Source organism: Chryseobacterium sp. TQ-BC-N36, assembly GCF_058382295.1.
In genome coordinates, this window is record NZ_CM178175.1 from 3,670,886 (window position 1) to 3,682,958 (window position 12,073).

The window sequence follows — 12,073 nt, forward strand, 5'->3', positions numbered from 1 at the left end:
CTAAAATCTGAAAACCAAAATTAAAGCTCAATGATCAAAACTGTCATTATAGAAGATGAAAAACCTGCTTCAAGGAAATTGGAAAGAATGCTGGGTAGTTTTCCTGAAATAGATGTCGTTGCTAAAATAGAATCAGTAGAAGAGGGGGTTGCCTGGTTTTCTGAAAACGAACATCCTCAGTTGATCTTCTCCGATATTGTTTTGGGTGATGGTCTCTCTTTCGATATTTTTGAAAAAGTACCTACCAAAGGTTTCATTATCTATACAACAGCTTTTGACCAATATACACTGAAAGCATTCAAACTGAACAGTATTGATTATCTCTTAAAACCCATCCTTGATGAAGATCTCGAAGGGGCAATAGAAAAGTTCAAATCGTTCATTCCGGCAAATGATACCAATGCTTCTCAGGATATCAAACAGCTGATCAGAAAAGAAAAATCTACCCTTTCCAGAGTTCTTGTTAAAATAGGATATAACCTTAAAATTATACAGACTCATGAAATAAGCTGTTTTTTCAGTGAAAATAAAATCGTCTATCTTCAGACGGAAGACCGCACTTACCCATCAGATTTTACGCTTGATGAGCTCGAAGATGTTCTCGATGGCAAAAAGTTTTTCAGGGTCAACAGGCAGTTTATTATCAGTTCAGATTATATCAGAAACATTCATACTTCACCGTATTACAAAGTGGATCTGGATTTTCAGCCTGAAGAGGAAATTACGGTAAGCAGAGACCGGGTGAAAGATTTCAAAGACTGGCTAGTCAGTTGATAAATAAAAGCTAAAAACAAAAACCATGGATCTTATATTATTTTTTTTCAAACTATTCCTTTCCATCTTTTATCCCTAAAAAAGGAGAATGATCAACTGCCATAAAAATCGCTGGCAGATTTTATAAAATGGTGAAAGGCTTCCGTGACGTCTTTCTTATGCTTATGGGTAAGAGGAAAAGGAACCATATGAGAATATTCGTACGGAAAATCCTTGATTTCAATATCAACATCGATATTCCTGTAGCCTCCCTGCAGTGTATTTAAAGCTTCCATAGGAGGAGCAACACTGTCCTTCTCCAAGACATAAGCTTTGATCTGAGTTTGGATCTCCCGAATTCTTTCCTCCCGTTCTTTTTGAAAGAAATTATACCGCAGCATCTTTTTGAACCAGCTTTCCTGTGAATGTAATGCATCGGTCTGATAGTGTTTCAAGCGGGAATCTGATTTAAAATCTGAACTCAGAAGTTCTGTAAAGACAGACTGCATCTTGACCGTTGCCTGAGTATCCATAATGTATTTTGATATCGGAAACATCCTGTCGATGGTCATTCCTCCGCAAAAGCAGAATACTTTTGCCTGCGTAAAATAATCATTCGGATCAGCCATTTTAATGATCATGGAAAGAAAGGACCCTATAGAATATCCGAACAGATTCAGGCTTGCCTCTGCGGCAATGCTTTTAATTGTACCGGATTTAATGTTTTTCACAACTTCAGTAACGTCAGAATAGGTTTGAAGCCCGGACCAGAACATCCTTTGAGGATGGGCTTCCAGCCGGGAGCTAATAGCAGCATTTACATAGGAATAATTCATGTTTTCAGGATACTTTTTCTTCCTGAAACTAACGACTTCCATCATGTGATGACGGTCACTCCAGATAGGCTCTGCACGGTTCATATGAAAAGCGATCGGGAACAATATAATGGCTTTTTTGGTCCTTTGGGCCAGTTCATAAGCCCATGGCAGGTATTTGTCCCATTTCTTCTCGTTCAGCCCGTGAAAAAAGAATATGCATCCATCTGCCGTTTCAATATCGGCTCTCTTCAGAATATAATATTCAAACTTTTTATTGCATTCAATATCAAAATCTTTGAGGTCTATTGTAGGGTGATTATAAAAAAGGTATCCTTTTTCGTTGATTTCCAGAGCTTGCTGATGTTTACTGCAATGCTGGTGCTCCGAACCATAGAGCAGGTCAGAAACTTTGGACTCAAAAGGAATTGCCTCAATGGTTACATTCAGCTCTTTTATTTCAATCCTGTCTTTTCCGGAATCAAAATGACTCTTCAAAACTTCATGCAGTTCACAATATTCCATAACGAGGTCATTGATGGGTTCATAATTAAAACTATTAAGTTAAAGAATTATTGCTGTAATCTATTGGTTTTGAATGATTAAATGTATTCCAGGCATAAGAGAAATAGAATACATCCTTTGGTGTCCACGTTTCTGACGGCTTTTTTTATATCTTAACTATCTGTAATCAATTCTGTTGGACTCTGTGTCTTCAAGTTGTTTCACAATAGATTCCGGGATTTCATCACTGTCAATCGGAAAACTGATAGAATCCGAAATGAAATTTTTTCGGTCTGCTTTTCTAAAGATTTCAAACAAGGCAATCGGCTCCTGGTTAAAACTGATACAGGTACTTATAAAATGGATTTCGTGGAGCTTATAGTCTGGGTTCTTAAGTTTTTCTTTAATATCTTTTATCCTTGAAATAAAATGTCTCTGCCGGATAAAAGTGTTGCTGTTCATGATGATGAATACATAATCTGAATAGGCTGTTACTTTTCCAAAATATTTATGGTGGTCACCACCGCTCCTTTCAATAAAATATTCTCCGGTTGTTTCAGATTTATAAATCTCCATAGCAGAACGCCATATACGGTCTTCTTTTGCCATTAAAGGATTGTCAGGCAGATTTCTGTTATAAGAATACCAACAGCCCACCAAACGGTCCAGAAGAGCCGTATTCAGATTAACATTATTCATATCAATCCTCAGATCATTAAAATTGAAGGTTTCCGTATTGGAATTAATGAAGTCTATGTAATTCGAATACCCCAGAACTCTGACAATTAGACTTAGCTTGGCAAGATTAGGCCTGCTCAGTACAGCATTTTCATTCTGCCTGTATTTCTTCAGCTTATTGATAATCAGATGCTCATACAGATAATTCGTTCCCAGTAGATCCGGTTCCTTTCTCATTGCTTTCTCTGACTGGTCATTGATAATCATTTCATTCAGCTCGGCACTTATATAGGACCATTCGGTTTTAGTAACATCCTCCCAGTGGTTTTTCTTTAAAAAGTGGCGGCTTAAGAAATTCATAAGTTTTTCAAGGTGCAGAATATCTTCTTTTTTCATGGATTGATTTTATAAGACTAATTTAAGGCTTTTATCAAACCTGAAAAGATTTTTTAAAGACTTTTATATTATAGGATCCATTGATATTTGAATGGAAAATAAAATGTAAAACAATGGAAACAAAAATGGTATTAAAAGATGCATCCCTTTGGACCAGAATACAGGAGTTTTCTCTGGATGCTCCCGGTGCTGAATTTCCTTTCTCAAAAAAACTGGCAAAAGAAGAAAGCTGGAGCCTTGATTTTGCAAGAAAGGCAATAGAAGAATATAAAAAGTTTGTTTATCTCTGCTGTGTCCTTCCCAACGGTGCTTCTCCAAGCAAAATAGTGGATAAAGTATGGCACATGCACCTGATCTATACCCAGAACTATTGGGAAGAATTCTGCCCGAATATTCTGAAAAAACCGCTTCATCATCATCCATCGAAAGGAGGGATCGCAGAAAAAGAAAAACATCAGAACTGGTTTGAAGAAACCCTTACAGGCTATCAGACTGTATTTCAACAGGAAGCTCCTGAAGAAATCTGGAAAGATCTTGGAAAAAAATCTGAAGGACGGTCGTGGATAAGAAAAATGGCTTCTTTTGTCTGGATTTTTCTTTTGCTGATGCTGTTCTCATGTACGGAAGGAAACGGTTTCGCCGGATTATTCATCACAGGTGGGGTATTTGTGGTAATTTTTATTCTGGGAGCGATTGTATCCATAACCGGAGATCAGGAAGTCTCTGATCCTAACAGAAAAGATAAGCAAAGCAATGACGGAAGCAGTTGTGGCGGATCAGGCTGCAGCGGAGGAGGCGGATGTGGAGGCGGTTGCGGTGGATGTGGGGGTTGCGGCGGATAAAAGACTAATTATAATGAAAAAGATTGTCATTCATTCAGCTTCAGTTATGATAAGCCTTGTGTGGCTTTGGGTAACCTGTCATACATTGAACCCCGTTACACTTAAAGGACCTGATTTTCTTACGTTCTATATTATTCTGGTTCTTGGTTTCTATGCTTCGGTTTTTATAATCAATTCCTTGAGAGAAAAAATTTCGAAAGAAACATTTTATTTCGCTGGATTTATTTTTCTGCTGGGAATGATAAAGCTGGTCTGGGGAATTATATTGGGGAAACCCATTGGATTTCTGGTTATGATTTTAATTGCAGAATGTATTGTTGCAGTGGCTCTTATGCCTGCTCAGGTCAACAAAAACATGAAATAGAGATATTATTAAAAAATAAACCCGAAACAAAAATGTTCCGGGCTTTATAATAAGCTGTTGATCTCAAATATCTTTCTTCTTTTCATTCGCAGGTTTGTAGCCATACCTTCGGACCATAACCGAAGTCAGTACCACTAATATGAGGCTGATCGCGATATTCGAATTTTCCGGATGTACAATGAACTGATAAAGATTATAGCCAAAAATAGCAGATACAGTGGTAATCAGAATATTGTTTGCATACGCATACTGGTTTTTTGAAAATGTTTTCATAGTCGTATTTTTATTGTTTACTCAGTAAGTAAGACAACTTAAAAAACGTTACAGAAAAATTGTAAAAATTTATTTCTTAAAAAACGGTCTCAATCTGACTCCCGGATCCCGAAACTCAAAAATTCCTATGAAATCACGCCACTGCCGATAAGCTCTTCATCAATATACCATGAAGCAAACTGACCTTCAGCAATAGCAGACTGCAGTTCATCAAATTCAATATAAAATGCATTTTCAAACTGGTACAGTGTTGCTTTCTGCAAAGGCTGTCTGTATCTGAATCTGGCCATTACTTCCATAGATCCTCCATTCTGAAGTCTCATATCCTCACGTACCCAGTGCAGTTCAGAATTATCAATTTTCAGGGCCTTTTTGTGAAGTCCCGGGAAATGACTTCCTTCTCCTACAAAAAGGATGTTGTTTTCCATGTCTCTGGAGATGATAAAACAGCTTTCTTTGTGTCCGCCTATTCCAAGGCCTTTGCTTTGTCCGATCGTGAAAAACTGGGCTCCCTGATGTTTCCCGATTGCTTTTCCGTCAGATTTTTTATAATGGATTTTTCTGGATAGATACTCAAGCTCTTCTTCTTTAGACGAAAACTCAGGTTTTTCTTCCAAAAACAGAGGTGAATCTTTGAAAATTTCCACGATTTCCCCCTCATTAGGTTTTAATTGCTGCTGTAAAAACTGGGGCAGGCTCACTTTTCCGATAAAACACAGCCCCTGGGAATCTTTTTTATCAGCTGTTACCAGCCCGATTTCTTTTGCAATTTCTCTTACCTGAGGTTTTGTAAGTTCTCCGATAGGGAATAATGCTTTAGAAAGCTGATCCTGACTTAGCTGACAAAGGAAATAAGACTGATCCTTATTGTTGTCTTTTCCAGCCAGAAGATGGAAAATTTCTTTACCGTTTTCATCAAAAGTGGAGGTTACCCTTGCATAATGTCCGGTGGCGACCTTATCTGCACCTAAAGACATTGCGGTCTTCATAAATACATCGAATTTTACTTCTCTGTTACACAGTACATCGGGGTTGGGAGTTCTGCCTTTTTCGTATTCGGAAAACATGTAATCAACGATACGTTCTTTGTAAAGTTCACTCATGTCTATCACCTGGAAAGGAATTCCAAGCTTTTGTGCCACCATAAGGGCATCATTACTGTCCTCAATCCAGGGACATTCATCTTCTAATGTTACGGAAGCATCGTTCCAGTTTCTCATGAATAAAGCCACGACCTCATGACCTTGCTGCTGCAGCAGATATGCTGTAACACTAGAATCTACACCTCCGGAGAGGCCTACTACTATTTTCATTGTATTTCAATTTTACGAAACTCTTAACGGGAGTTCTTAGTTTGATGCGGCAAAAATACAACTAAAAAATTCGCAAAAAAACCATAATTTTAAACATTGATAAAAACGATGGTAATCGTTGTCACCATTTTCCTGCATGGATAAACAAGTGGGGGAATGGATAAATATCATCAAAACAAAATAGCTCTAGATATGAAAAAGTTTATTATTTCTATGATGCTGATCTGCTCAGGATCAGCTTTTTCCCAGGTTTCGGTGAGTACCCAGGCACAGGAAAACAACAGGTGGACTTTCGGAGGAGGTATCGGATTAGGATTCGGGAGTAACAGCTCTTTCAATCTGTCTGCTTCGCCCAGAGTGGGTTACAGGCTTACTGATGATCTTGAAGGCGGGGTAGTAGGAACTGTATCCTGGCAGACCTCCAATTCTTATAAATCCACAATGTTCGGAGTAGGACCTTTTGTCAATTATTATTTTGCCCGGTCATTTTATTTAGGAGCCAATTATCAACATTATTTTATCGATTACAGGGATAAATACTACGATTATAAATACAATACGGAGGAAAATGCATTGTATCTTGGAGGAGGATATATGCAGCGGATCGGAAATCATTCCTTTATGCAGATAGGGGTTATGTATAATGTGCTTTGGAAAGAAAATTCGAGTATTTTTTCCAGTGGTTTGGTGCCGAATATTGGTTTCGTGGTGGGATTATAATTTTATTGAGATGTTTTGATCGTATCATGGAGTAAATTTGCTAAAATACTATGAGCAATATGGATGTCAAAAATCTTTCAAATAATGGTTTAGTAAGCTTCATCAAAAAAACGTATCCTGTATCTGATTTTACCGCAAATTTTATCGCTGACAATTTCGAACCTGTAATTTTATCAAAGTATCAGCTTACTTTAAGAGAAGGGAGTATTAATTCTGATTATATTTTTCTCGAAAAGGGATATATGCGTTCTTATGTGCTGGATATTGATGGCAATGAGGTAACTACAAATATTTTCAAGCCTGATGAAATGGTTTTTGAAGTGGAATCATATTTTCAACGGAAACCATCAAAGGAAAGTATAGAAGCCATTACAAGCTGTGTGGTCTGGATCGGAAAATACGAAAAGTGCCAACGACTCTTTCATACATTGCCGGAGTTCAGAGAGTTTGGTAGGGCTATTTTGGTAAGAGGATTTACAGAGTTGAAGAAACGGACAATTTCTATGATTAAAGAAAAGTCAGAAAAAAGATATGAAGACTTACTGTCAGAATCTCCGGATATCTTCAGGCATGTTCCGCTAAAATTTATTGCATCTTATCTTGGAATCACAAATACTTCTTTAAGCAGATTGAGAAAAACAAACTGAAAAATTGCCAATTGGCAAAGTTTTTACAATTTATGAAGCTGAATTTTGCATATAAATTTATACATTATGCAAACAGAAAATATTCAACAGATTGGCTTGGAAAAGCGTATTGCGATTATAATGATCTTTTGGGGAGCGGGGAGTTTTTTATTAGGTTTTTTTAATATTTTTAGTCTTATTCCGCGTCCACTTTTTGGAGTTTTGATCGCCCTGATTCTTTTGGGATTGATTTTTATTTATCAGACAAAACCGTCTTTTAAGGCTTTTTCCGATTCAATTCCTTTAAAAGGGATTACCCTTTTCCATGTTTGGAGGATTTTTGCCGGCTGGATTTTTATTTCTTATACCGGAAAATTATCTGAAACATTTATCCATAATGCTGCTTATGGTGATATTATTTCAGGAAGTCTTGCCGCATCGGTCTTTGTTTTCGGGCGTACCAAGCTAAATTATTATATTTTTAATATCATTGGTTTGCTTGATTTTATTATTGCTGTAGGAACAGGCGTTTTTCTTACCATCACAGGAAATAATGAAATGGCTCCGATTATTCAGTTGCCTCTGATTTTGATACCCTTATTTGGCGTTCCTCTTTCAGGGTTTACTCATTTTATTTCTTTAAGCCGCCTTTTAAAAATGAAAGATAAAAAACTCTCTGAAATGATTGAATAACGCCATCAATCAATCTGAAAAAACAAAAGCACCGGGATTTTTGCCAGTGCTTTTCTATTTGAAAATTAAATTATTTACTTAATTAAGACTGAGAAGACTTTTCTGTCGATTTTTTCGCTTTCTGCGTTTTTCCGATCAATCCGTCTTTTGCTTCATTCAGATCAAGAACTACGGTCTCGCCTTCAGATAACTGTTTGTTTACCAGCATTTCTGCCAATAAATCTTCAATATATTTCTGAATAGCTCGTTTTAATGGTCTTGCTCCAAAATCCTTATCCCAGCCTTTCTCAGAGATAAAGTCTTTTGCTTCTTCAGTCAATTCAACTTTATATCCTAATTTTTCAAGTCTGCTGTACAGTTTGTTCAGTTCAAGATCAATGATTTTCTTGATGTCATCTTTTTCAAGAGAGTTGAAGATCACAATATCATCAATTCTATTCAGGAATTCAGGAGAGAATGCTTTTTTAAGTGCATTTTCAATGGTACTTCTTGCTCTTGAATCCGAAGATGTTTTCTTCGCAGAAGTTCCGAATCCTACACCGTCTCCGAAATCTTTAAGATCTCTTGTACCAATGTTTGACGTAAGGATAATAATGGTATTTCTAAAGTCTATTTTTCTTCCCAAACTGTCCGTAACATGGCCTTCATCCAAAATCTGTAGCAAGATATTGAATACATCAGGATGCGCTTTTTCAATCTCATCCAAAAGAACCACAGCATAAGGTTTTCTTCTTACGGCTTCTGTTAATTGACCTCCTTCTTCGTATCCAACGTATCCCGGAGGCGCACCAACTAATCTTGAAACTGCGAATTTTTCCATGTATTCACTCATATCGATTCTGATCAAAGATTCATCAGATTCGAAAAGCTCTCTTGCCATTACTTTTGCCAACTCGGTTTTCCCAACCCCTGTTGTTCCTAAGAAAATGAATGTACCGATTGGACGGTTCGGGTCTTTAAGACCGGCTCTGTTTCTTTGAATTGCCTTAACAACCTTTTTCACAGCATCTTCCTGGCCGATTACCTTTCCATTTAGATTTCCATCCATTCCGGCAAGTTTATCAAGCTCGTTCTTGCCCACTTTCGTTACAGGAACTCCACTCATCATCGAAACCACTTCTGCTACATTCTCTTCCGTTACGGTTTCTTTTTTCTCTTTTACATCCTTATCCCATTTTTCCTGGGCTGCATTCAGTTCCATCTGAAGGCGTTCCTCTTCATCTTTAAGCTTTCTTGCTTCAAGATAATCCTGAGCTTTTACTGCTTTCTGTTTCAATTCTTTGATATCTTCGATTTTCTTTTCAAAATCAATGATTTCAGTAGGAACTTTCATATTTTTGATATACACCCTTGAACCTGCCTCGTCCATTGCATCGATAGCTTTGTCCGGTAAGAAACGGTCTGTAATATATCTTGATGTCAGATTGACACATGCCGCAATAGCTTCAGGAGTATAAATTACATTGTGGTGTTCTTCATACTTATCTTTGATCTGGTTCAGAATCTGAATCGTTTCATCAATAGAAGTAGGTTCCACCATTACTTTCTGGAATCTTCTTTCTAAAGCCCCGTCTTTTTCAATATACTGACGGTATTCATCAAGAGTCGTTGCTCCGATGCATTGGATTTCACCTCTTGCCAAAGCCGGCTTGAACATATTGGAAGCATCTAAACTTCCGGTAGAACTTCCCGCTCCTACAATCGTATGAAGCTCGTCAATAAACAAGATGACATCTCTGTTTTTTTCCAGTTCCGTCATGATGGCCTTCATTCTTTCCTCAAACTGGCCACGGTACTTAGTTCCGGCAACCAAACTGGCCAGATCCAGGGTGATCACCCGTTTTCCGTAAAGAACTCTTGACACTTTTTTCTGTTGAATTCTTAACGCTAAACCTTCAGCGATGGCAGATTTACCAACTCCCGGCTCTCCGATAAGAAGAGGGTTGTTTTTCTTTCTTCGTGATAAGATCTGAGAAACTCGCTCAATTTCTTTTTCACGCCCGATCACTGGGTCCAGCTTTCCGTCTCTTGCCAAAGAAGTAAGGTCTCTACCAAAGTTATCCAGTGTAGGCGTTTTACTTTTTGCAGAGCCTAAATTTCCTGTAGGCTTTCTCATTTGCTCAAATTCTTCTCTCTCATCATCATCATCATAAGCACTCATCTGCGGTGTCTGTCCTGAATTTTTAAGCATAGTCTGATACTCTCTTGAAACTCCCTCATAATCGATGTCATAAGCTCCCAGAATATTTGAAGTAGGATCCTCATATTTATAAAGAATACCTAAAAGCAGGTGAACGGTATTAATTTCATTGCTTTTATATTGTCGGCATTCTAACTCTGCACGCTTAATGGCATGATCTGCCATCTTGGTGAAAGAAATATTGGTAACCTCTTCAGAAATAGGATTAAGACTTGCTGTATTTAAAGTTTCAATTTTTCTTCTGATTTGTGTTAAATCCGCATTAAGGTTTTGAAGGATTTCTTTTGCAGAGTTTTCCGTTTTTATAATACCTAAAAGTAGATGTTCTGTATTAAGAAATTCACTTTTCAGCCTTTTAGCTTCGCTTTTGCTTTGTTTGAACACCTGGCTCAAACCTTGTGAAAACTTATAATCCATAATATATCTCATTAGAACAAAGGCAACATTACCTTTTATTCATTATCTAAATTACAAATATTTTACCAAAAATCAATTAATGACTTTATGGCAGAAAAAATTTTATTATCTTATTGAAAATGATTAAGTTTGTTATCCTTAATTTTTTCCCATGAATCCTGAAATAACCACCTACATCGGCTATTCTGCTTCTCTTTTTATTGTATTGAGTTTCATACTGAAAGATGTAAGAAAAATCAGAATTGTCAATATGATTGGCTGCTTTTGTTTTGTCATTTATGGCTTCTTCAGCGGTCCGCTTTGGCCGGTTATCATTCCAAATGGGTTAATCTGCTTCATTCAGATCTATCATTTAATACTAGGTAAAAAGAGTTAATGAGGAAAAAAATAATTACTTCAGCTTTTAGTAATCTGTATACTGACCAGAGGATCGAAAAGGTTTGCAAAACCCTTTTTGATAACGGATATTCCATCAATCTGATCGGGAATAACTGGCAGGGGAATGAAAAAATGGAGCGTCCTTACCCTTTTTCGAGAATACCATTGAAATCTAAAAGCCTGAAGACTGCTTATTTTGAGTTCAACTGGAAATTATATAAAGAGCTGCAGAAAAAAGCGGACAAAGATACTATTCTTCATGCCAATGACATTGATGCTCTTCTGCCAAATTATCTCATTTCCAGAAAACTGAACATTCCTTTGGTCTTCGACAGTCATGAAATTTTCACGGAAATGCCATCGGTCCAGAACAGGTTTTCACAGAAATTCTGGAGAGTCCTTGAAAGAAGACTGGTTCCTCATATGGAACTGATGATGACAGAAAGTGAAAGCTATGCTGAATGGTTTCATAAACAATATGGTGTCAACCCTGTAGTGGTAAGAAATATTCCGAGAAAAATCCTTTCGGCACCCGAAATTCAGGAAAATCATCCTAAAATTATTTTATATCAGGGAGCGATTAATCAATCCAGAGGAATAGAAAAAATGATTGTGGCGATGCATCACATTAAAGATGCTGTATTGAAAATTGTCGGTGATGGTCCTAAAAAGAAAGAATATGAAACGCTTGTCGCTCAGGAGGGGCTGCAGGATAAAGTATTTTTTCTGGGTAAACTGAAACCGGAAAATCTCAGGGAGATAACCAAAACCGCTGATGTGGGATTTAGCCTTGAGGAAAATAACGGCGTGAGTTACTATTACTCACTTCCTAATAAGGTTTGTGATTATATCCAGTCAAGAGTACCTCTTGTCATGATTAATTTCCCGGAGATGCAAAGGATAAAGAATCAGTTTGATGTAGGAGAAATTGTCTCTGATCATCAGCCGGAAACAATCGAGAAGGCAATCAATAGGGTGCTCGAAAAAGGGAGACTGTATTATCAGGACGAATTGAATAAGGCTGCAGATGTATTTTGCTGGGAAAATGAAGAAACGAAAATCCTGCAGCTTTTTGAAAAAGCATCCCGTCAATAAATTTTA

Annotated in this window: 13 protein-coding genes; 8 read left to right on the forward strand and 5 right to left on the reverse strand. The window is 37.3% G+C overall.

The window, feature by feature from the left end; all coding sequences use genetic code 11:
• The first annotated feature begins 30 nt into the window (after window positions 1–30).
• Complete coding sequence (locus AC3FI7_RS16390; protein ID WP_343660555.1) at window positions 31–774, forward strand: LytR/AlgR family response regulator transcription factor; 744 nt, start codon at window positions 31–33, stop codon at window positions 772–774.
• A 92-nt stretch (window positions 775–866) separates the two neighbouring features.
• Here AC3FI7_RS16390 and AC3FI7_RS16395 read toward each other — a convergent pair whose 3' ends face one another.
• Both AC3FI7_RS16395 and AC3FI7_RS16400 read right to left on the reverse strand, forming a co-directional pair.
• Complete coding sequence (locus AC3FI7_RS16395; RefSeq protein WP_491460520.1) at window positions 867–2,093, reverse strand: DUF6051 family protein; 1,227 nt, start codon at window positions 2,091–2,093, stop codon at window positions 867–869.
• A 156-nt stretch (window positions 2,094–2,249) separates the two neighbouring features.
• Window positions 2,250–3,146: a hypothetical protein gene (locus AC3FI7_RS16400; RefSeq protein ID WP_491460521.1), complete on the reverse strand. Its 897-nt coding sequence runs from the start codon at window positions 3,144–3,146 to the stop codon at window positions 2,250–2,252.
• Window positions 3,147–3,259: 113 nt separating this feature from the next.
• Here AC3FI7_RS16400 and AC3FI7_RS16405 point away from each other — a divergent pair, with 113 nt between their 5' ends.
• Window positions 3,260–3,988, forward strand: a complete 729-nt coding sequence (locus AC3FI7_RS16405) for a glycine-rich domain-containing protein (RefSeq protein ID WP_491460522.1) — start codon at window positions 3,260–3,262, stop codon at window positions 3,986–3,988.
• Window positions 3,989–4,001: 13 nt separating this feature from the next.
• Window positions 4,002–4,352 (forward strand): hypothetical protein, encoded by a 351-nt coding sequence (locus AC3FI7_RS16410; protein WP_491460523.1) that lies wholly within the window; start codon window positions 4,002–4,004, stop codon window positions 4,350–4,352.
• 63 nt (window positions 4,353–4,415) lie between these two features.
• On the opposite strand, the gene AC3FI7_RS16415 is transcribed toward AC3FI7_RS16410, so the two are convergent.
• Together AC3FI7_RS16415 and mnmA are read right to left on the reverse strand one after the other, a co-directional pair.
• Entirely contained in the window at window positions 4,416–4,625 is a 210-nt protein-coding gene (locus AC3FI7_RS16415) for a hypothetical protein (RefSeq protein ID WP_343660548.1), read from the reverse strand.
• A gap of 125 nt (window positions 4,626–4,750) precedes the next feature.
• Window positions 4,751–5,938, reverse strand: coding sequence for a tRNA 2-thiouridine(34) synthase MnmA (gene mnmA / locus AC3FI7_RS16420; protein WP_491460524.1), 1,188 nt, complete (start codon window positions 5,936–5,938; stop codon window positions 4,751–4,753).
• A gap of 192 nt (window positions 5,939–6,130) precedes the next feature.
• Here mnmA and AC3FI7_RS16425 point away from each other — a divergent pair, with 192 nt between their 5' ends.
• The 3 genes from AC3FI7_RS16425 to AC3FI7_RS16435 all read left to right on the forward strand — a co-directional run bounded on the left by AC3FI7_RS16425 (window position 6,131) and on the right by AC3FI7_RS16435 (window position 7,977).
• Window positions 6,131–6,658 (forward strand): hypothetical protein, encoded by a 528-nt coding sequence (locus AC3FI7_RS16425; protein ID WP_142723550.1) that lies wholly within the window; start codon window positions 6,131–6,133, stop codon window positions 6,656–6,658.
• 59 nt (window positions 6,659–6,717) lie between these two features.
• Window positions 6,718–7,305, forward strand: coding sequence for a Crp/Fnr family transcriptional regulator (locus AC3FI7_RS16430; RefSeq protein WP_491460525.1), 588 nt, complete (start codon window positions 6,718–6,720; stop codon window positions 7,303–7,305).
• Window positions 7,306–7,371: 66 nt separating this feature from the next.
• Window positions 7,372–7,977, forward strand: a complete 606-nt coding sequence (locus tag AC3FI7_RS16435) for a DUF8737 domain-containing protein (RefSeq protein WP_343660544.1) — start codon at window positions 7,372–7,374, stop codon at window positions 7,975–7,977.
• 82 nt (window positions 7,978–8,059) lie between these two features.
• On the opposite strand, the gene AC3FI7_RS16440 is transcribed toward AC3FI7_RS16435, so the two are convergent.
• The gene (locus AC3FI7_RS16440; protein WP_142723547.1) at window positions 8,060–10,594 is read right to left on the reverse strand and encodes an ATP-dependent Clp protease ATP-binding subunit; all 2,535 of its coding nucleotides are present in this window, start codon (window positions 10,592–10,594) and stop codon (window positions 8,060–8,062) included.
• Window positions 10,595–10,745: 151 nt separating this feature from the next.
• On the opposite strand from AC3FI7_RS16440, the gene AC3FI7_RS16445 reads away from it, so the two are divergent.
• Together AC3FI7_RS16445 and AC3FI7_RS16450 are read left to right on the forward strand one after the other, a co-directional pair.
• Window positions 10,746–10,970, forward strand: a complete 225-nt coding sequence (locus AC3FI7_RS16445) for a uroporphyrinogen decarboxylase (protein ID WP_142723546.1) — start codon at window positions 10,746–10,748, stop codon at window positions 10,968–10,970.
• Window positions 10,970–12,067 carry a glycosyltransferase gene (locus AC3FI7_RS16450; RefSeq protein WP_491460526.1) on the forward strand — a complete coding sequence of 366 codons (1,098 nt, stop codon included), beginning with the start codon at window positions 10,970–10,972 and terminating at the stop codon, window positions 12,065–12,067. Before AC3FI7_RS16445 ends, AC3FI7_RS16450 begins: the two co-directional genes overlap by 1 nt.
• Window positions 12,068–12,073: the final 6 nt, after the last annotated feature.